Annotated in this window: 20 protein-coding genes; 9 read left to right on the top strand and 11 right to left on the bottom strand. The window is 67.6% G+C overall.

Annotated elements, in window-relative coordinates:
- Positions 1–52: 52 nt before the first annotated feature.
- Complete coding sequence (locus ACFYO1_RS18510) at positions 53–2,101, top strand: thioredoxin domain-containing protein (protein WP_387232257.1); 2,049 nt, start codon at positions 53–55, stop codon at positions 2,099–2,101.
- Positions 2,102–2,927: 826 nt separating this feature from the next.
- Here the strand turns inward: ACFYO1_RS18510 and ACFYO1_RS18505 are convergent.
- Together ACFYO1_RS18505 and ACFYO1_RS18500 are read right to left on the bottom strand one after the other, a co-directional pair.
- Positions 2,928–4,529, bottom strand: a complete 1,602-nt coding sequence (locus tag ACFYO1_RS18505) for an adenylate/guanylate cyclase domain-containing protein (RefSeq protein ID WP_387232255.1) — start codon at positions 4,527–4,529, stop codon at positions 2,928–2,930.
- A 96-nt stretch (positions 4,530–4,625) separates the two neighbouring features.
- Positions 4,626–5,276 (bottom strand): hemolysin III family protein, encoded by a 651-nt coding sequence (locus ACFYO1_RS18500; protein ID WP_387235207.1) that lies wholly within the window; start codon positions 5,274–5,276, stop codon positions 4,626–4,628.
- Positions 5,277–5,457: 181 nt separating this feature from the next.
- Here ACFYO1_RS18500 and ACFYO1_RS18495 point away from each other — a divergent pair, with 181 nt between their 5' ends.
- Together ACFYO1_RS18495 and ACFYO1_RS18490 are read left to right on the top strand one after the other, a co-directional pair.
- Positions 5,458–6,237 (top strand): isoprenyl transferase, encoded by a 780-nt coding sequence (locus tag ACFYO1_RS18495; protein WP_150402228.1) that lies wholly within the window; start codon positions 5,458–5,460, stop codon positions 6,235–6,237.
- 27 nt (positions 6,238–6,264) lie between these two features.
- Complete coding sequence (locus ACFYO1_RS18490) at positions 6,265–6,843, top strand: hypothetical protein (RefSeq protein ID WP_387232253.1); 579 nt, start codon at positions 6,265–6,267, stop codon at positions 6,841–6,843.
- Between the two features lie 6 nt (positions 6,844–6,849).
- On the opposite strand, the gene coaA is transcribed toward ACFYO1_RS18490, so the two are convergent.
- On the bottom strand, positions 6,850–7,782 hold the full coding sequence (coaA, locus tag ACFYO1_RS18485; RefSeq protein WP_387232251.1) for a type I pantothenate kinase: 933 nt from the start codon (positions 7,780–7,782) through the stop codon (positions 6,850–6,852).
- 168 nt (positions 7,783–7,950) lie between these two features.
- On the opposite strand from coaA, the gene ACFYO1_RS18480 reads away from it, so the two are divergent.
- Positions 7,951–9,147, top strand: coding sequence for a DUF885 domain-containing protein (locus tag ACFYO1_RS18480; protein ID WP_387232249.1), 1,197 nt, complete (start codon positions 7,951–7,953; stop codon positions 9,145–9,147).
- 410 nt (positions 9,148–9,557) lie between these two features.
- Here ACFYO1_RS18480 and ACFYO1_RS18475 read toward each other — a convergent pair whose 3' ends face one another.
- Positions 9,558–10,007 carry a nitroreductase family deazaflavin-dependent oxidoreductase gene (locus tag ACFYO1_RS18475; protein ID WP_387232247.1) on the bottom strand — a complete coding sequence of 150 codons (450 nt, stop codon included), beginning with the start codon at positions 10,005–10,007 and terminating at the stop codon, positions 9,558–9,560.
- A gap of 18 nt (positions 10,008–10,025) precedes the next feature.
- Positions 10,026–10,484 (bottom strand): PaaI family thioesterase, encoded by a 459-nt coding sequence (locus tag ACFYO1_RS18470; protein WP_387232245.1) that lies wholly within the window; start codon positions 10,482–10,484, stop codon positions 10,026–10,028.
- Positions 10,485–10,720: 236 nt separating this feature from the next.
- On the opposite strand from ACFYO1_RS18470, the gene ACFYO1_RS18465 reads away from it, so the two are divergent.
- The 3 genes from ACFYO1_RS18465 (at position 10,721) to ACFYO1_RS18455 (ending at position 13,846) form a co-directional block, all read left to right on the top strand.
- Positions 10,721–11,296, top strand: coding sequence for a TetR/AcrR family transcriptional regulator (locus ACFYO1_RS18465; RefSeq protein WP_387232243.1), 576 nt, complete (start codon positions 10,721–10,723; stop codon positions 11,294–11,296).
- Between the two features lie 91 nt (positions 11,297–11,387).
- Positions 11,388–12,683, top strand: a complete 1,296-nt coding sequence (glyA, locus tag ACFYO1_RS18460) for a serine hydroxymethyltransferase (RefSeq protein ID WP_387232241.1) — start codon at positions 11,388–11,390, stop codon at positions 12,681–12,683.
- Positions 12,684–13,048: 365 nt separating this feature from the next.
- Positions 13,049–13,846, top strand: a complete 798-nt coding sequence (locus ACFYO1_RS18455) for a GDSL-type esterase/lipase family protein (RefSeq protein WP_387232239.1) — start codon at positions 13,049–13,051, stop codon at positions 13,844–13,846.
- 4 nt (positions 13,847–13,850) lie between these two features.
- On the opposite strand, the gene ACFYO1_RS18450 is transcribed toward ACFYO1_RS18455, so the two are convergent.
- The 6 genes from ACFYO1_RS18450 to ACFYO1_RS18425 form a co-directional block, all read right to left on the bottom strand.
- Positions 13,851–14,294 (bottom strand): hypothetical protein, encoded by a 444-nt coding sequence (locus tag ACFYO1_RS18450; RefSeq protein ID WP_387232238.1) that lies wholly within the window; start codon positions 14,292–14,294, stop codon positions 13,851–13,853.
- 38 nt (positions 14,295–14,332) lie between these two features.
- Positions 14,333–15,079, bottom strand: a complete 747-nt coding sequence (locus tag ACFYO1_RS18445; protein WP_387232236.1) for an ESX secretion-associated protein EspG — start codon at positions 15,077–15,079, stop codon at positions 14,333–14,335.
- Entirely contained in the window at positions 15,076–16,293 is a 1,218-nt protein-coding gene (locus tag ACFYO1_RS18440) for a hypothetical protein (RefSeq protein ID WP_387232234.1), read from the bottom strand. Before ACFYO1_RS18440 ends, ACFYO1_RS18445 begins: the two co-directional genes overlap by 4 nt.
- 24 nt (positions 16,294–16,317) lie before the next feature.
- Positions 16,318–16,914, bottom strand: a complete 597-nt coding sequence (locus ACFYO1_RS18435; protein ID WP_387232233.1) for a DUF3558 domain-containing protein — start codon at positions 16,912–16,914, stop codon at positions 16,318–16,320.
- Positions 16,911–17,300, bottom strand: coding sequence for a hypothetical protein (locus ACFYO1_RS18430; RefSeq protein WP_387232232.1), 390 nt, complete (start codon positions 17,298–17,300; stop codon positions 16,911–16,913). The genes ACFYO1_RS18435 and ACFYO1_RS18430 overlap by 4 nt, the downstream gene beginning before the upstream one ends.
- Before the next feature lie 168 nt (positions 17,301–17,468).
- Complete coding sequence (locus ACFYO1_RS18425) at positions 17,469–18,665, bottom strand: FAD-dependent monooxygenase (RefSeq protein WP_387232230.1); 1,197 nt, start codon at positions 18,663–18,665, stop codon at positions 17,469–17,471.
- 112 nt (positions 18,666–18,777) lie between these two features.
- Between ACFYO1_RS18425 and ACFYO1_RS18420 the strand changes: the two genes are divergently transcribed.
- A complete protein-coding gene (locus ACFYO1_RS18420) occupies positions 18,778–19,503 on the top strand; it encodes a TetR/AcrR family transcriptional regulator (protein ID WP_387232228.1) in 726 nt (241 codons plus the stop codon).
- A gap of 55 nt (positions 19,504–19,558) precedes the next feature.
- Positions 19,559–19,978 (top strand): limonene-1,2-epoxide hydrolase family protein, encoded by a 420-nt coding sequence (locus ACFYO1_RS18415; RefSeq protein ID WP_387232227.1) that lies wholly within the window; start codon positions 19,559–19,561, stop codon positions 19,976–19,978.
- The last annotated feature ends 18 nt before the right edge of the window (positions 19,979–19,996 follow it).

Below are 19,996 nucleotides of genomic sequence, written 5' to 3'. Positions count from 1 at the left end.
AAGCGCTGGCACATGAGCCGTCTTGCCTTGCCCGATGTGGAAGGCTAGGGGTATGAACCGATTGGCCAGTGCGACCTCGCCATATCTGCGTCAACATGCCGACAATCCCGTGCACTGGCGGGAGTGGGATGGGGAGGCGCTGGCGGAGGCGGCGGCCAGGGATGTGCCGATTCTGTTGTCGATCGGGTATGCGTCGTGCCACTGGTGTCATGTGATGGCGCATGAGTCGTTCGAGGATGTGGGTACTGCGGGGGTGATGAACGAGAACTTCGTTTGTATCAAGGTGGATCGGGAGGAGCGGCCTGATCTGGATGCGGTTTATATGAATGCGACGGTTGCCATGACGGGGCAGGGTGGGTGGCCGATGACCTGCTTCCTGACGCCGGCGGGGGAGCCGTTCTATTGCGGGACGTATTACCCGAAGGAGCCGCGGGGTGGGATGCCGTCGTTCACGCAACTGCTGACCGCGATCACCGAGACCTGGGGGCAGCGGCGGGATGAGGTGCACAAGGCTTCGGCGCAGGTGACCGAGGCGTTGCAGGCGCAGGCGGCGGGGCTGCCGGATTCGGACCTGACGATCACGGCGGAGCTGCTCGATCATGCGGTCGCGGCGGTGCTGCGGGACGAGGATCCGAAGCACGCGGGATTCGGTGGGGCGCCGAAGTTTCCGCCGTCGGCGTTGTTGGAGGGGTTGCTGCGTAGCTGGGAGCGCAGTGGTGACCCGGCGGTGCTGGCGGCGGTGACTCGTACGACCGACGCGATGGCGCGGGGCGGGATATACGACCAGTTGCGCGGTGGGTTCGCGCGCTATTCCGTCGATGCCGCTTGGCTGATACCGCATTTCGAGAAGATGCTGTACGACAACGCTCAATTGCTGCGTGCCTACGGGCATTTGGCGCGGCGTGCACCGGGGCATAGGCCGGAGTCGCTGGCGCACCGGGTTACTCGGGAGACCGTGCGGTTCATCCTCGATGATCTGGGTACCGAGCAGGGCGGGTTCGCGTCGGCTCTCGACGCCGATACGCATCTCGAACCCGGTCGGCCAGGTGTGGAGGGCGCGACCTATGTCTGGACGCCCGCTGAGTTGGTCGGCGAACTCGGTCCGATCGAAGGTGCTTGGGCGGCCGAGTTTTTCGGTGTGACGACCGGCGGGAACTTCGAGCAGGGCACGTCCGTGCTCACCCGATATGCCGATCCGGCACCCGCTGATATCGATCGGCTCGAACGCATCGTCGCGGCCCTGCGTAAGTCGCGCGACGGCCGACCGCAACCGGACCGTGACGACAAGGTGGTCACCGCGTGGAACGGCATGGCGATCACCGCTTTGGCCGAAGCGGGCGCCGCACTGGGTGAAGGCGACTGGGTGGCTGCTGCGGTTCGCTGCGCGCGATTCCTGTTGTCCGAGCACGTGATCGACGGCCGGGTGCGCCGCGCCTCGCTGAACGGCATCGCGGGAACGTCGCCCGGCGTGCTGGAGGACTACGCCTGGCTCGTCACCGGCCTGCTCGCCCTGCATCAGGCAACCGGCGACCTCAACTGGCTCGATGAGGCACAACGGTTGCTGGACAAGGCAATTCAGCACTTCGCCGACCCCAGCATCCCCGGCAGTTGGTTCGACACCGCCGACGACGCCGAGACTCTGGTCGCCCGTCCCCGCGACCCCGTCGACGGCGCGACCCCCGCAGGAGCGTCCGCCCTTGCCGAGGCGCTGCTCACCGCGGCCGCCCTAAGCGAGCCCGACCAGGCCGTCCCGTACTTCACCTTGGCCGAACAAACCCTCCAGCGCGGCGCGGTCGTCCTGGCCCGCGCACCGCGCTCAGCGGGCCAGTGGATGACGGTCGCCGAGGCAGCCCTGCGCGGTCCCCTCCAGGTCGCCATCGCCACCGAATCATTCAGCGACCCAAGCGAACTGCTCGCCACAGCCCGCACCACTGCTCCCGGCGGCACGGTAATCCTGGCGGGCCCACCGAATTCGGTGCCTCTGCTGGCAGATCGCCCCCTGCTCGGTGGCGGGCCCGCCGCTTACGTCTGCCGCGGCACGGTCTGCGACCTCCCCGTAGCGACAGCCGCTGAGCTGCGTGCAGCTTTGGAACGCACATAGGCAACGGTTAAAGGCGAGTCGGCCCCGAGTTGGGCCGTGGGGCAATAGATCACGTGGTTACCGGTAACCGATAACTGGTTGCTGAGCGATGCGGAGTGGGTTCCCGCACCCCCATGCAGCGAGCGGGACCGCTTGCAGTACGTCGCTGAGCCGCAGCGCCAGTACGGATGTGAGCGCTGCCAGGCGTGCGGACTGCTCAACGAACCGTTTCGGCCAGATATCGTGGCGATGCCGAGCTGCGGCGCCGATCGGTGCGGAGGTAGCCGCGCTGCCGCTCATCGCACTCGTAGTGCGCTCGCCGCCAGACGGTGCGCGATCAACGGGTTGCTCAGCCCGGGCCCGGCCGACCACCGAATTGCGATCGTTTTCGACCTTGTCGACGGCTAGCCAGACGCGCTGGGGCGCGGCGTTAGAGCGGACGTAGGCGCTGCCGACCGCCCGGCAAACCGTTGTCGGCCCATGGCTCGCTGGTGGTGGCGATGCCTGAGCTGCGGGCCGCGGAGGTATCCGCGCTGCTGGTCATCGTGCTCGCCGCCAGACGGCGCGATCAAGTCGCTGCTCGGCGTTATGGCCAGTCGGCCCCCAATTGCGCTCATTGGGGGCGCTTCTGGTTCGCCCGGTCCCCATTTCCGCCGGTGTGATCGGTGGACCGTTCGCCTTAATGCGGTTTGGTCAGTCGCGCGCGGTGGCGGCCGGGACGCCACGGGGGGGTGCCGTCGGCTACCGGGCTAGTGACTGGGTGCCGCGGGACACCAGGCTAGCGGTGGAGTGCCGCCGACTGCCAGACTGTCGAGCATGCGCTACGGCGCAGTAAATCCCCAACCCCTCAGTCGATTTCCGTTGCGGCGGTGCGAACTTCGACCATCGCACTACGATCGGTATCAGGATCGGCGGTACCGCTGGGCGCAGCCGCCTCATCGCCGTTGTTGCTCGCCGAGGCGGGGACTGCGGACTGATCGACGTCTGTCCAGCAGGCGGTCGGCTGCTTCATCCCGCGCAGCAGGATCGTCTCGTACAGTGTCCATTTCGCGCGCTCGTGCGGCGCGGCTGCCTCGATTGTGGCGCCGCTCACCAGAATTCGCCGCGGCACCTCCTTGGCCTCGGTGGTGAGCCGCGCCGCTTCGTTCACCGCGTCGCCGATCACGGTGTACTCCAGTCGGGTGTCCGCACCGATATCCCCGGCGAAGACCAGCCCGTGCGCGACGCCGATGCCGATATCGAGTTCCCCCGCCGCGACCACCTCGTCGCGGATCCGCCGCGCCGCCCGCAGCGCGGGAGTGGCGTTGTCACGCAACGCGATCGGCGCACCGAAGATGCACAGCGCCGCATCACCCTCGAACTTGTTGACCAGCCCGTTGTTCTCCTCGGTCGCCGCGACCACAGTCGCGAGCAGCCGATTCAACTTGGCCACGAACTCTTCCGGCGGCAACCCGGTGGACAGTTCGACCGATCCGGTCACGTCGACGAACAGCGCGGAAACCACCCGCACGTCCCCGGTCAGATCCAGCCCACCGGCCAGCGCTCGCTCGGCCACCTCGGTGCCGACGTGCCGGCCGAACAGGTCCCGCAACCGTTGCCGCTCACGCAGATTGGCGACCAGCTCGTTGACCGAGTTCTCCAGCCGCCCGATCTCGCTGGTGCTGCCCACCGGTACGCGCACATCGAGATCGCCTCCGGTGATCCGATCCAGAGCCCGGCGCAACGTGCGCATCGGCGTGGCCACGGCGCGCGCCAGGAAGGCGGTGGCGAGTGCCCCTACGCCGAGCCCGACCACCGAGAGATAGATCGCGGTGCGCACGCGATCGCTCGGGTCCGCCACCGGATTCCCCAGCACCACGATCAGCATGAGCAACGGCAACGCGGCAGCCACCGCCCAGCTCACCACCACCCGGACCAGCACCGAGGAACTCCAGTGCATGGTCGGCCCGAGGACCGCGGCCACCACCGGAATCGTCGGCCGGATCAGCCGATCCACGATGAGGAAGGTCAGCCCGACCGATTCGATCCCGCCGAAGGTGAACAGCGACGCCATCACCGCGGGGTCGTTGTCCGGCGCGAGGCGCATCAGCGACACGGTCGCCACGATGACGCCGGTAATCCACACGGCGAGCGCGCGCGTGGTGATGGTGATCGGCAGGCGCAGCAGTTGACGCGCTTCGTCCTCGGTCGGTTTACGGCCTTGATCGAGCCAGCCGAAATGATGCGATCGGTCCCGGATCGCGAGCGCGACGCCGGCGACGAACCCAAGCGTGGGATAGATGCCGGCCAGCGCGATGTGCCGGATCCAGTCCGGCCCGAGCCGGCTGAGCGACCCACTGAGCCACAGCTCGGTGATGATGACGAACAGACCGCTGAGATTCGCGGCGATCACCACCGCCGCGAGACCCGCGCGGGCCTTGAGGGCCCAGATGACCAACCGGGCGATCATGGCGTTCGCACGTCCGCGACGATCCGCCCGGGCAATACGCCGCCACGAACGGCAGTGACTAGGAACACGAACGAGCAGCTTAGCCGTTCGTACTGGTCATCGGAGGACGACGAGCCACACCGCGACGTAGTGGGTGAGCGCGGCGAGCACGGTCGCGGCGTGGAAGAACTCGTGATGGCCGAAGACGGTCGGCCACGGGTTGGGCCACTTGGTGGCATAGAGAATCGCGCCGCCGCTGTAGAACAGGCCGCCGACCAGCAGCAGAATCAGCGGGGCGATGCCGATCTCGCTGTTCAACTGCCCGGCCACCGGCACGATCGCCCAGCCGAGCAACAGGTACAGCGGCACACCGACCCAGCGAGGAGCGGTGGGCCACAACAGTTTCAGCGCGACACCGGCCAGCGCGCCGGCCCACACGACGACGAGCAGCGTCTGCCCGGTGCGTCCGGGGAGGCCGAGCAGCGCGAACGGCGTGTAGCTGCCCGCGATGAACAGGAAGATCATCGAGTGGTCCGCGCGCTTCATCCGGATGCGCGCCTGCGGGGTCGGCCAGGTGACCCGGTGATACACCGCACTGATGCCGAACAAACCGCACACGGTCAGTCCGTAGACGGCGGTGGACCACCCCGCGGTCGCCGAGATGGAGGCCGCCTCGACCACCAGCACGATGGCGGCGACGGCCGCGATGCCGACCGCCCAGGTGTGGATCCAGCCGCGCATCCGGGGCTTCACCAGTGCCTCGGCCAGGGACTGCGACCCCGAGCCGTCGACCACTCCGGGGTCTGCGGCGCCGACCGATTCGGACACGAGCTACCTCCTGGTTGAACTCACCGGTAACCTACGGAACCGTAGGTTACCGGCCCACCGCCACTGTACCGGGAGACCCGGTCGCTGCCAGGATCCCGCCCGCGGGGCGTAGGGTGGCCGCGTGGAGCTTCCGGTTCAGGTGCGGGGTTTGCCGTATCGCATCTACGAGGCCCGGCTCATGAAGCAGCTGGCCGGCAAACAACATCCCCGCCACGTCGCGGTGATGTGCGATGGTAATCGGCGGTGGGCCAGAGAGAACGGTTTCACCGACGTCAGCCACGGACATCGGGTCGGCGCGGTGAAGATCGCCGAGCTCGTCGGCTGGTGTCAGGCCGAGGGCATCGAGATGGTCACCGTCTACCTGCTCTCCACCGAGAACCTGCAGCGCGATCCCGAAGAGCTGGAGACGCTGTTCGAGGTGATCACCGACGTGGTCGAGGAACTGTCGGCGCCGGAACAGAATTGGAGCGTGCGCATTGTCGGCACGCTCGACGGATTCCCCGAGCTGATCGCCAAGCGTCTGCGCACCGCCGCCGAGCGGACCGAGGGCAACAGCGGCGTGCACGTCAACGTGGCCGTCGGCTACGGCGGCAGGCAGGAGATCACCGACGCGGTGCGCTCGCTGGTCCGGCAGGAGATCGCCGCGGGCGAGACCGGCGAGGATCTGGTCCAGTCGATCACCGTGAACGCCATCGGCCAGCACCTCTACACCTCCGGCCAGCCGGACCCGGACCTGGTCATCCGCACCTCCGGTGAACAGCGACTCTCCGGATTCCTGCTGTGGCAGAGCGCATACTCGGAGATATGGTTCACCGAGGCGTACTGGCCGGAATTCCGGCGCGTGGACTTCCTGCGGGCACTGCGCGACTTCGCGGCACGACACCGGCGCTTCGGCATCTGACCGCACCGCGGGAGAGCGGAGGCGGCGATGAGTGAGGTCGCGGCGGCGAAGGCCGTTCCCTACATCAGCTACGAGGACTTCGGACGACGGTTCCTGGAGTACGCCGCCACCGAGGAACGGATCCTGGGCGCGTTCTCCCAGTTGACCGGCGCCGCCTTCGATTTCGGCCCGATCGGGGTCGGGCCCGGCCGGTTGGCGAAGGCCAGCGCGCAGGTGCAGCTCGGTCAGGCGGTGGTGCGTCGTGACGTCGACGAGGTGATCTCGTTCGCGCTGAAGATCCCGCTGAGCGTCGACATGCTCATCGATCTCGCGCTGGACAAGCACCGGTTCGAGGTGGACGGCCACATCCACGTGCACCTGATCGTGCGGACCGCCGAGCCGCTGCGTGTGATCATCGACATCGCGACGCCGCGCTCCAGCGATGTCCGGATCAATGTCGCCACCGACACCATTCGCGGGAACCTGTTGCGCGTCTTCGCCAGCGTCGATCAGGAGATCCGGCGTTTCGTCGCCCGCTATATCGCCAAGGAGATCGACAAACCGCACATTGCCGCGGCCCGCGATATCAATGTGGCCGAACGCCTCGACGCCGCGTGGAAATTGTAAGCGGGATCACAATTTACGTAGCCGCAGTCTATTGATGCTGTGGTCGGCGTCCTTACGTAACACGAGGGTGGCGCGCGGCCGGGTGGGCAGAATGTTCTCCACCAGATTCGGGCGGTTGGTGTTGTTCCAGATCTCCGACGCGGCGTGCGTCGCCTGCTCGTCGGTGAATCCGGAGTAGTGGTGGAAATGCGCGTTCGGGTTCGCGAAGGCGGTCTCGCGCAGCGCGAGAAACCGTTGCACGTACCAGTTCTCGATGTCCTCGATGCGGGCGTCGACGTAGATGGAGAAGTCGAACAGGTCCGAGACCATCAGCCGGGGCCCGGTCTGCAACACGTTCAGGCCCTCGACGATCAGGATGTCGGGCTGGTGCACGCAGTGGAACTTGTCCGGCACGATGTCGTAGGAGATGTGCGAGTACACCGGCGCGCACACCTCGGCCGCTCCCGACTTCACCTCGGTGACGAATCGCAGCAGCTTGCGGCGGTCGTAGCTCTCCGGGAACCCCTTGCGGTGCATGATCCCGCGGCGGGTGAGTTCGGCGGTGGGATAGAGGAATCCGTCGGTGGTGACCAGGTCGACCCGCGGGTGGTGGTCCCACCGGGCGAGCAGTGCCTGCAGCACGCGGGCGGTGGTGGACTTGCCGACCGCGACGCTGCCCGCGACGCCGATCACGAACGGGACCTGCCGATCGGGGTGCGTCTCGCCGAGGAAGGTCGCGGTCGCGGCGAACAGCCGCTGGCGCGCGGCCACCTGCAGGTGGATGAGTCGAGCGAGCGGCAGATAGACCTCCGCGACTTCTTCGAGGTCGATCTGTTCGCCGAGGCCGCGCAGGCCCCTGAGTTCTTCCTCGGTGAGCACCAGGGGAGTCGACTTTCGCAGTGTGCGCCACTGTTTGCGGTCGAATTCCACATACGGACTGGGCTCGCTCATTCGTGCCACTTACCCGACGCTCCAGTTCGGCAAACGCGTACACATACCGTGCCGGCTCCGTGTGATTCGGTCTAACTCTCGCCGCATAGCCGAATTCTGCTCTGCGTCAACAGCGTGCGAAAAGCGGGGTACCGATAGCGGGGTAAGCCGGGTCGGCGAAGGACTAATGTCGGTCGGATGGCAGCGCATCCACTGGTGACCGAGTACCTGCGGCTCGGGTTGGCATTCGACCGGCTCGAAGACGGTTTCGTCGACGCGTTCACCGGCGATCCGGACCTGCGCCGGGAGGTGGAGAACGCGCCCGCTCCGGAGCCGCGTCAGCTGGCCCGCCGGGCGGCCGAGCTGCGTGCCGGACTGGCCGACGCCGGGCTCTCGGCCGAGCGCACCGAGTTCCTGGACGTGCACCTGCGCGCGCTGGAATGCTCCGGCCGCAAGTTCGCGGGCGACGACATCGGCTTTGTGGACGAGGTCCGCGCCTACTTCGATGTGGACATCGCGCCGGGCGACGTCGAGAACTATCGGGAGGCGCACCGGCAGATGGACGAGGTCCTGGCCGGCACCGGTCCGCTGGCCGAACGGGTGATCGCGCACCGCAAGGCCGACGAGATTCCGCCGGAGCGGTTGTCCGCCTGTGTCGAGGCGTTCTCCGGCGCCCTGCGCGAGCTGGTCCGCGATCGCTACCCGCTGCCCGACCACGAGCACGTCACCTACGAGGTGGTCGGCGACAAGCCGTGGTCCGGGTTCAACTACTACCTCGGCAACTATCACTCCCGCGTCGCGATCAATTCCGACCTCAAGCAGCACATGTCACACCTGCCGGTGCTGATCGCCCACGAGTCCTACCCGGGCCACCACACCGAGCACTGCCGTAAGGAGGCGGGACTGGTCGCGGCAGGCCAGGCCGAGCAGACCCTGTTCGTGGTGAACACCCCGCAGTGCCTGATGGCCGAGGGCCTCGCCGACCTGGCCCTGGGTGCCATCGTCGGCCCCGGCTGGGGCAAATGGGCCCAGGAGATCTACGCCGACCTCGGCCTGCGCTTCGACGGCGAACGCGCCGAACGACTCTCGACCGCCTCGGCCGAATTGCTCAGCGTTCGTCAGGACGCGGCCCTGCTCCTGCACGACCAGCACCGCAGCCAGGACGAGGTCGCCGAATTCCTCCAGACCTGGAGTCTCACCACCCCCGAACGCGCCCGGCAGTCCTTGCGCTTCTTGTCCTCGCCGCTCTGGCGCGCCTACATCTCCACCTACGTGGAGGGTTACCGCCTGCTGGGCGGCTGGCTGGACCAGGCCGTCGATCTGGACGACCGTTCGGATCGTTTCCGTCGCTTGCTCGACGAGCCGCTGACCCCGGGCGCGGTCCGGCGCGGCTGACTCCGGCACTCCGCCGACGCGGATTCGCACCCGCCGCCGGGCAGTGGCGGCGGGTGCGAATGCCCGAGGGCGATGGCGCGGCGGTATGCCGTACGGCGCGATCCCCTCCGGTTCGTGCCGGCCAGACGAATATCCGCGATGGTGCTGTGCGCCGGGTCGCGCGGCGGAATTCGTGCGCTACTGGATGACTGCGCAGCCCTGGCCGGAGGAGATGGTGCAGATGATCGTGGACAGCTGACGGAGCAGTGCTTCGAGCGGGTTGGCGGGGACCGAGATCAGGCCGAACATATTGACTCCTCACGACGGGGCGTGGCCGATTCCACCTGCTTAACCGGTGGAATCAGGGTGGCTCGTTACAGCTGGCGAGGCCCCGAATGAGTGTGCCCCGAGCAGCGGGGGCACCGCCGGAGTCAGGCGTCGGTGAAGGTGATCCGCACCGAGATCGGGTCGCTTTCCAGCGCCTTCATGGTCCACTCCGCGGCCGATTCGGGGACGCGTCCCTTGGCGAAGCTGCGCGCGCGGGCGATCACGTCGTCGTCGGGGACGAACGCGGCGGTACCGGTGTACCAGCGTTTGCCTTGGCGCAGGCGGACATTCGGGTCGGCCACGATATTGCGTGCCCAGCCGGACCGGCGGCCGTGCTGGGAAATGAGCCAGGCGCCGCGGTCGTCGATCGACACGGTGACCGGAACCCGGCGTGGCAGGCCGGTTTTGGCGCCGGTGGTCTCGAGTTCGGCGAGTAGGGCCGAGCGGATGCCGATGCGGTCGAGCAGGCCGACGGCGGGGTTGGCCAGGTAGCGGCCGATCAGGCGTTCGCGCCGGAACTTGCGGACGGCGGCGGCGGTGCTGCGTTCGGTCATGGCGGGACTCCCGGTGGCTCAGCGGTTTCCGCGGAGGATGACGCAGGTGGTGGTGCCGTGCGCGACCAGCCTGCCCTGTTCGTCGACGACCCGGCCTTCGGCGGTCGCGGTGGTTCGGCCGACGTGGATGGTGGTGCCGGTGGCGGTGAGTTTCTGGCCGTCGGTGGGTACGGCGCGGATGTAGTTGACCTTCAGTTCCAAGGTGGAGTAGCCGACGCCCGCGTCGAGGGTGGAGTGCACCGAGCAGCCCATCACCGAGTCGAGCAGGGTGGCGCAGATGCCGCCGTGGGTGGTGCCGAGCGGGTTGGCGAAGTCGGGGCGGGTCCGCAGCGAGAACACCACCTTGCCCTGCTCGAGCAGGTCCGCCTCGAGACCGAGCAGATCGCCGATGAACGGCGGGCGGTCCTGCCTGGTCATCCCGAGACGGAGCAATTCCAGACCTGTCAGTTGGGTGAGGTCGATCGTGGTTTCCGACATGAATCCGTCCTTTCGGTGAACCGATCGGTCCACATCTGTCATGATTGGAGCATGGACCGATCGGTTCATGCAACAGCGCTGAAGGAGGAGATTCGCGTGGGAGACATTCGCGCCGCGCACGGGTCGCCGACATCGGGCGGAATCTCCGGCTACCCGGCGGGCCGTGGCGTAAGTCACAATGGCGCGGTGCTCCGGCGGGCGGGCACGCGGAACTTCGACCGGACAGGGGGTGCGCGATGACCGCAGGCCCACGCGCTCGGCTGATCGAGAGCGCGATCGAACTGGTCCGCGAGCAAGGCGTGGCCGGCGCGGGTCTCACCGCGTTGCTCGACCGCGGCAAGGCCTCGCGCAATTCGCTGTATCAGCACTTTCCGTCCGGCAAGAGCGAGCTCGTCGCGACGGCCACCACGATCGCCGGCGCTCGGCTCGCGACCGTGATCGAGAAGATCACCACCTCGCGTCCGCCGCAGCGCTGGCTCGACGCGCTGTTCGGCTGGTGGGTCACCGCGCTGGACGCGAGCTCGTTCCGCACCGGTTGCCCGATCGTCGGCGCCGCGCTCGCCGAGTCCGAGCCCGGCGTACAGGCCGCTGCCGGTGCGGTATTCGCCGACTGGCACGAACGGCTCGGTGCGGGCTTCGCGGCGGCCGGCCTGCCCGCCGAGGAGGCGAAGTCCTTCGCCAGCTTCGTGATGAGCACGCTGGAGGGCGCCATCGTGCAGTCGCGCGCGATGAAATCCACCCAGCCACTGATCGACGCGCAAAAGCACCTTTCGGTCCTGCTCGACCGGTATCTCCCGCCCGCCGGCAGCTGACCGCCCACACCCCGCGCCGCGGGGCAGATGGCCGGGGAGTTGCCTGGAACCCCGTGCTGAAGAGCACAAAGCGGGCCCATAGACTGTGGCGGTGACGCAGACGACGGCCTCGGTCAATACTCAGTCTCTCGGTGAGCTCGATCCGGAGCTCGCCGCCGCGATGGCAGGCGAACTCGCGCGCGAGCGCGACACGCTCGAGATGATCGCCTCGGAGAACTTCGTGCCGCGCGCGGTGCTGCAGGCGCAGGGCAGCGTGCTCACCAACAAGTACGCCGAGGGTTACCCGGGCCGGCGCTACTACGGCGGTTGCGAGCATGTCGATGTCGTCGAGACCCTCGCCCGCGACCGCGCGAAGGAACTCTTCGGCGCCGAATTCGCCAACGTGCAGCCGCATTCCGGCGCCCAGGCGAACGCCGCGGTGCTGATGGCGCTGATGAACCCGGGCGACAAGCTGCTCGGCCTCGACCTCGCGCACGGCGGTCACCTGACCCACGGCATGCGGCTGAACTTCTCCGGCAAGCTGTACGAGACGCACTTCTACGGCGTCAGCAAGGAAGACCACCGCATCGACATGGACGAGGTGCGCACCATCGCGCTCGAGGCTCGTCCGAAGGTGATCGTGGCCGGCTGGTCGGCCTACCCGCGCCAGCAGGACTTCGCCGCGTTCCGCTCGATCGCCGACGAGGTCGGCGCCTACCTGTGGGTGGACATGGCGCACTTCGCCGGCCTGGTCGCGGCCGGCCTGCATCCCTCGCCGGTGCCGCACGCGCACGTCGTGTCCTCCACCGTGCACAAGACCCTCGGCGGACCGCGCTCAGGCCTGATCCTGGCCCAGCAGGAATTCGCCAAGAAGCTCAACAGCGCGGTGTTCCCCGGCCAGCAGGGCGGCCCGCTCATGCACGCCATCGCCGCGAAGGCCGTCGCGTTCAAGATCGCCGCGGGCAGTGAGTTCAAGGACCGGCAGGAGCGCACCCTGTCCGGCGCGAAGATCCTGGCCGAGCGCCTCGCCGCGGCCGACGTCAAGGGCAAGGGCGTCAGCGTGCTCACCGGCGGCACCGACGTGCACCTGGTGCTCGTCGACCTGCGCAACTCCGAGCTCGACGGCCAGCAGGGCGAGGATCTGCTGCACGAGATCGGAATCACGGTGAACCGCAACGCCGTTCCGTTCGATCCCCGCCCCCCGATGGTCACCTCCGGCCTGCGCATCGGCACCGCCGCCCTGGCCACCCGCGGCTTCGGCGACACCGAGTTCGCCGAGGTCGCCGACATCATCGGCACCGCCCTCGCCGGCGGCTCCGACGTCGACACCCTCCGCGGCCGCGTCACCAAGCTCGCCCAGAGCGTCCCGCTCTACGACGGCCTGGAGGACTGGCGCCTGCTCGGCTGAGCCGCCCTCGATCCATCCGACGGGCTCGCATATCCGGTGTTCCACCGAATATGCGAGCCCGACTCGTTCCGGCCGTCCATCGTGCTCATACGGGACACAGCCTTACTCGCGAACTGCCCAGCCATGTCCCGGTGTAATGGCCTGTCGTCCGAGCTGTCCAACCTGGCGCCGTGCGTTGTGGCGGGCGGAATCGGTGGGCGTGCGGCAGTTGTTCGTGGGGGTGGTCGTGGAGTTGGTTCGGGTGCGTGTCGTCGCGTGTTGGCGACGAGGTGTCCCGCTAGTGTTTTCGCGGATTGCCCTTGTTGGACGGGGCGCTGGCGTTGTGGGGCTCAGGTAGGGATTCGACTCGACGCGGAGGCAACCTGGTGGTCGGCTGGCGGGTGGTCGGGGTGGTCTGCGCGCTGGTGGTGCTTGGCGCGGGCATGTCTTCAGCGGGTGCGCAACCGCCGAGAGAGGAAGCGGCAGGTGCGGAACCGCCGGGGGTGTATGTGTCCGTCGGGGAGTCGAGTGCGGCGGGACCGTTCATTCCGGATCAGCTCGATCCGCTGGGGTGTTTTCGGTCCGACCGCAACTACGCGCACCTGACCGCCGAGGCGCTCGGGCTTACCCTGCGCGACCCGGCATGCTCCGGCGCGAAGATCGCGAACATGTATGTGGCGCAGCCGCTTCCGTTCGGCGCGCCGAACATTCCGCAGATGGGCGCGGTGACCGCGGACGCAACGATCGTGTCGGTGGATTTCGGCATCAACGACTATGCGGACGACGGCTGGACGGCCACCGCACTGGCACCGAAATTGGCTGCGCTGCTGGATGATATCCACGCCCGCGCCCCGCGAGCCGAGGTCTTCGTGATGGGCAAGATCGAGCGCGTGCGCGCGGGCGGCTGCTTCCCTGCGGTGCCGCTGCTGCCGACTCAGGCCGACCAGATCTTCGCCGGCGTCGAAGCGGTCAACGCGGTGCTGGCGGCTCAGGCGGCCGCGCACGATGCGACGTTCGTCGACGTGTATCCGGCCAGCATCGGCCACGACGCCTGCGCACCGGAGGACAGTCGCTGGGCCGAAGGCGTCTTTCCGAACTCGCCGGCACAACCATTGCACGCCAACGCCGTTGGCCATCAGCAGGAAGCGGAGATGCTCATCGACGCGATTCGCCGGAACACCTGAGCGCTCAGTTCGCCGGCATTTCGATACCTTTGGCCGCGGCCAGCGCCGCGAGCTTCTCCATCTCATCGATGGCCACCGCGGCGTACACCTTGAGCCGGCCGTCGTCTTCACGGCGCAGCAGGTATTCGTAGTCGCCATCGGTGAGCAGCGCGCCATCTCTGTCGTAAAAGTGCCAGCGCACGTGGATCCGGGTCAGGCGGGCGGTCAGGTCGGCCTGCTCGAGCAGGGTGTGACCGACCGAGGCCAGGCCGAGGCTTTGGTAGAACGGGTAAGACTTCTTCAGTCCCTCGACCATCTCCGCGGGCGAGGACAGTGTGCCGACGAAGGCATCGCTGACCATCGTGCCGGGCATGCCCCACTGCGCGACCGAGCGTTCGGCGTCGAACGCGGTCAGCGAGTCTTGGTATTCGACTAGAAACGACTCGATCTCATCCCGAGTAGTAGTCATGCCGTCAACTTACCCAGACCGGCCGGTACCAATACGGTTCATGCCGAATCCATTCTGGCCCGGGCGCGCGCGATCGACTCGTCGAGATAGCGGATGAGGTCGGCGCTGGTCCCGGGCCGGATCATCAGGGCGCGGTTGGCGGGAACCTCGTAGTAGCGGCCGTCGGCGGTGGTATCGATCCAGCGCAGGCGGCCGGTGCGCAGTGGTTCGGCGTTGCGCGGGCCGAGCAGGACGGCGGCGGTGCCGCGGGTACCGCAGGGTTGGCGCCAGAATCGGCGATAGCGATCCTTGACCTCGCTGGACGGGGCGCTGCCGAACGGGTCGGGGCGATCGTCGTTGAGATCGTCCAGCAGGAACGACTTCTCGCCGGTGGTGCCCGCGGGGGTTTCCGGCAGCAGCCGTACCAGTTCGGTGGCCAGCTGGTCTATCCGGCAGCGGCGCAGCTGAACTCGGCCACCCGTGGGTGCGGGCGCCTGCTCGGCGATCACGCCCGCGCCGCCGCGAGTGGCGCATCCGATCGCCCGCAACTCGACGCCGTCGCGGGTGTTGTCGTTACCGAAAAGCTCGATGCGCCAATCGGGCCGGGCCAGCACGGTGATGGTGCGTGACAGCGGGACCCGCTCGGGGCGAGCCAGCTCTTCGCGGAATTGCTGCTGGTAGCTCTGGTATTCACGCAGCCCGGGAAAGCGGCTGGTGAAGCGGAACGGAAAGGGCAGGCGATCCAGGCCGGTGCCGAACCAGGCCGCCGCGAACTGCTCCGCCGACAACGACCACTGCGCCGTCATTTCTCTCCGAGAACCGGCGGCACAGTCTTTTCCACCTCGCCCAGCAGTTCCTTGGCGTGTTCCTCGGTGCGCAGGAAGCCGGGGGACTTGTGCTCGCCGTCGTCGTCGCCTCGGCTGCGAGCGCCGTGCGGGAACATGCCGGGGTAGCCCGAGACGCCCGGTGCGCCGGTACGACCGGGAGCGGCGGCCGACTGGGGTCCTGTGGCGACCGGTGCGGTGGCGGGTACGGGCGGTCGCGAGGTGCCTTGGCGGGCTTCGCTGTTCGGGCTCGCCGAGGTGTTCGGGGCAGTCGAGGTGTTCGGATGACCGTTGGTGTACGGGGAGCCTGACCTGCTCGGTGTCCCGTTGACCGAGGCAGGGGTGACGGTCGCGGACGGCAGCGTCGTGGGGGTGGGGATTGCTGTCGCGATCGGGCTGGCGGAGAAGGGCGAGGTGGTGGTCGTCGGGGACTTCGGCGTGGTTGCCGCCGTTGTCGTCGAGGCCGGGGTGGTCGACGGATCGTTGGTCTGTTCCTTCGAAACAGACTGCGGGGCAGTATCTTCCGACTTCGCCTCGGTTTCCGCCGGGCCGGCCTCCGAAGACTTGTCCGCCTTGTCGGCCGGCGCCTGCTTGCTGGAATCCTCCGCACTGGAACTGCTGTTGTCCGGAGTCTTCGTCGAGCCGGGGCTCGTGCCCGGATCGATACTGCTGTCACCGCCCGGCGGGGTCACCGCGATCGGACTGATCGGCGGCGGCAGCGTCGGAATGGCCGGGGCGGTGGTGCCGTACGGCTGGATGTACTGCGTGGTCATGTCGTCGCGGGCCTGCTCCTCGCTGGAGTTGCGTAGCTCCGGGCCGCGCGGGTTGGTCGAGGTATCCACCACGTCGGGCACCGACAGCTTGAACTTCGCCGCCGCGCTCGCCGCCTGCGACAGCGGCGTGGTCTGCGCGTTGAGCGTGTCGCCGAATTCGCCGACCTGGGTCGCGTAGTCGCGAATGCCGCGTACCGCGCTGTCGGCCGCCGCACCCTCCCAATGCTGTTCGATCGCCTGCTTGATGGCGGTCTCGAATTGGTGCCCCGCGTCGGTCACCGCCGTCGCGATCTTCGACCAGGCGTCGGACGCGCTGCCCACCTCGTCCGGGTTCATCTCGTCGGCCGCCTGTTTGATCTCGGCGTGGGTAAAGCTCTGCGCGTTCTCGGGATTGGTGATCGCGCGGCCGTCGGTCTGTTTCATGATCGCTCCCCCGTAGGGTTTGGTTCAGCTGCCCGCGGGCAGCAATGGTGCGACTGCTTGGGCGATTTCGGTGGCGGCGTCGCAGGCGGGCAGGCTCTTGCTCGCCTGTGTCTGCGGAACGTTGGTCAGGACATACAGCGAGCCGGACCGCATCTCGATGTTGATCGAGCACCCGCCGGGGACATCGGGTCGCGCCTCGTAGCGCACCGCTTTGCGGGTGCCTGCCGGAACCTCCACCGCTGCCGGGAATTTGTCCCGGACCTGGGGGAGGGTGGTGTTGGTCGTCTCGATGACGAAGCCGTAGCCGGCCTTGGCGACATAGCGGCAGCCCTTCCAGGCAATGCCACTCGCGCTGTCCTGCTTTGGTTCCGGCGGTTTCGCGTCCCATCGGTGCTGGCTGAGGAACTGCGGCGTCAGTGCCGTACACGGGTCGAAAGCTGTGGGCTGGTCGGGTCCGGTCGATGTACTCGCGGTGGCAGCGGAAGATGTCGGCGAGGTACCCGGTGCCGGCGTGCCCGCGCTCTTTCCCTCGCCGCAGCCGACCAGCAGCAGCAGGCCCGCTGCCGCCGCTACCGCGAAACCGATTCGCGGAGTGACTGTTCCGTTGATCCCGAGGTTCATACGCTGAGCTCCCGCAGCTTGGCGGCGAACCCGGCGTCCGTGCGGACGTAGGCATCCCGCATGGCCGTGAACATGGCCTGGATCTCCTGCGCGACCGAGATGTAGTCGGTGATGGTGTCGAAGGCGTTGTTCGGGCCGCCGAACGCCTTCTCGCGAAACAAGGTGACCAGCTCGATCGCCGACGACAGCCGGGGATTCGCCTCGCCTAGACCCCAATTCGTTCGCTCACCGAGCTCGCGGGCGTCGGTCTGCACCGCCACGAGCGAGTCGATCAGGTCCTGACACGCCTTATCTATATCCACGAACCCCTGCGGATCCATCCGCACCTTCAACGCCCCGGACTTCGCATCCTCGATGTACCCGGGAAACGGGCTGTCCACCGCCATCACCGTCCCCTTTCATGAGTGCCTCTGACCCTATAGACGCGCCCCGCCCCGCTTCGGTTCCATCGAAACACAGCGAATTCTCCGGTGCGGGCACATCGGCGGATCGCTCCGCATACCGGTCGGCCTCGAACCGGTGCGCGGAGCGAATTTCCCGCGCGGCCAACGGTTTCAGTTGATCTCGGCAACGCCGGCCAGGGCCGGGTAATCCTGCAGGTCGATGTCGTTGGCGGCCTTGTCCGCGTACTTCATCATCAGGGTGAACATCCGCGACTCGAGGAACCAGTTGCGCATCTTGATGCCGTATCCGGTCTTCGGCGCGAGGAACCTTCCAGCGTTGCTGTTTCCCATGATCTTCGCGTAGCCCTTCATGATCTCGTTGTAGCGCGCGAAGGCCACGGTGTAGTCGCCGCCGGCGATGGCGAGTTCGCCGGCGATGACGTACGCGCCGACCACCGCGAGCCCAGTGCCGAAGCCCGCCAGGGTGTTTCCGTACGCCGAGTCGCCGACGAGCGCGACCCGGCCCTTGGTGTAGTCGCCCTTCATCCGCACCTGGCTGATCGAGTCGAGGTAGAAGTCGTTGAAATCGGCTATCTCGCTGAGCATCCGGGGAACGTCCCAGCTCACGTCGGCGTAGACCTCCTCGACGATGCGCCGCTGGGCCGCGGTGTCGTCGCGGGAGTAGTCGAGCTCGGGGGACATGAACATGTACAGCTGCTGCGCCTTCGACCCGCCGCTGATCGCGAGCCTGCCGGGCGCGTTGTGACCGTAGGCGGTGACCCGCTCGCGCGGTCCGGTGGCGTCCTTGCTCCACGGGCTGGCGCCGGCGACGCAGTAGTAGTGACCCAGGTATTTGACGAAGTCCTTTTCCGGTCCGAAGGCCAGCTTGCGCACCCGGGAGTGGATGCCGTCGGCACCGAAGACCAGGTCGAAGGTGCGCGCGGGGCCGTGCTCGAACTCCACGTACACGCCGTCGGACAGTTCGGTGAGCGCGCTGATCGAATCGCCGAACAGGTACTCGCAGTGCTCGGCGGTGCGCTTGTACATGATCTCGGCCAGGTCGCCGCGCAGGATCTCCACGTCGCCGCCGGTGAAGTCGCCGGACATCAGGGCCAGCCGCTTGCCGTGCTCGTCGACGAAGACGGTGTCGGTGGTGCCGGTCCGGCGCTCCTTGATGTCTTCCAGGATGCCCATCCGCTCCAGGACGGTGAAGTGTGTCTTGCCCTTGAAGTCGATGGCCTGGCCGCCCGGGCGCAGGCCGGGGGCGCGCTCGACGACGGTGACGTCGAAGCCGTAGCGGTTCAGCCAGTAGGCGAGGGCCGGGCCCGCGACGCTGGCGCCGGAGATGAGAACGGACTGGTTACGCATGGTGACTCCTGTAGTCTTTATCAGTGTCCATCGAAAACTGTTTCCGTCGGACACGACTCAGCGTATGGTAGACACAGTTTCAAGTCAAGCCGTTCTCCGGAAGGATTTGCGCATGCCGACACCGACCACCGTTCAGCTGCTGTGGGGGACCCAGCAGCGACCCAAGCGGGGCCCGAAGCCCGCCCTCTCGCTGGAGGGGATCGTGGCCGAGGCGATCACACTCGCCGACGCCGAAGGGCTGGCGAACCTGTCGATGCAGCGGCTGGCGGAGAGCCTCGGCTTCACGAAGATGTCGCTGTACCGGTACGTGCCTGCCAAGGAGCAACTGACCGCGCTGATGCTCGACGCCGCGATGGGCACGCCACCGGATACCGCTGCGCTGCAAGGCGGTTCCGAATCCTGGCGGGCCGGGATCCGGCTGTGGGCGGAGTCGATCTACCAGCGCTATCGCGAACATCCATGGGCCATGGAGCTCACCGTCGGCACCCGCCCGTTCGGCCCGAACGAACTGGGCTGGACGGAGAGTGCGCTGATTGCGCTCAGCGGCACCGGTCTCACCGGCCCGGAAAAGCTGGACACCATCGTGCTGGTGAACGGCCACGCCCGCAGCCTGGCGCAACAGACGCACAGTCTGGGCGAGGACCCGACGGCGCAGTTCGCCGAGCAGTTCACCGAGATGATGACCGAGGCGGGCGATCGTTATCCGGAAGTCGTGGCCGCGTTCGCCGAGGAGGCCGCCGCCGCGGATTCGGCAGGCGCGAACGATGCCCTGAACTTCGGTATCGAACGGGTTCTCGACGGTTTGGCCGTCCTGATCGCGAGCCGGGCAGGCAGTTGAGCGGTCGCGCCCGCCGGGCCTGCCGCACGGCCCGGCTCCGGCCTATCGTCGGAACATGACCCAAGACCTGGAACTTCAGCAGGACGCGATCACCACGGTGCGGAAGTTCTTCGCCGCGCTCGAACACGGTCCCGTCGCGGACGCGCTGGACCTGCTGCACCCGGACGTCATCTGGAAGAACACGACGCTGCCCGATCTCGGCGCCGGTCTGGCCCGCAAAATACTGCTCGGCCTGAACAAGGACGCGCTCGGTTTCGCGGTGGAAATGCACCACATCGCCGCCGACGGCAACATCGTGCTCACCGACCGCACCGACATCCTGCGCTTGGGCCCGGTGCGGATCGCGTTCTGGGTCACCGGCACCTTGGAACTGCGCGACGGCCGGATCATCCTGTGGCACGACCACTTCAGCTGGGAGAACCTCCTGCGCGGCACCGCCGTCGGCCTCTTCCGCGCCGTGCTGCCGCGCCGCTGAACAACGGCGCGCGTTCGG

Origin of the sequence: Nocardia sp. NPDC006044 (assembly GCF_042871115.1) — a bacterium.
Lineage (GTDB): Bacteria > Actinomycetota > Actinomycetes > Mycobacteriales > Mycobacteriaceae > Nocardia.
The sequence above is the reverse complement of the archived record's forward strand: the minus strand, read 5'-3'. Positions and strand labels throughout refer to the sequence as shown.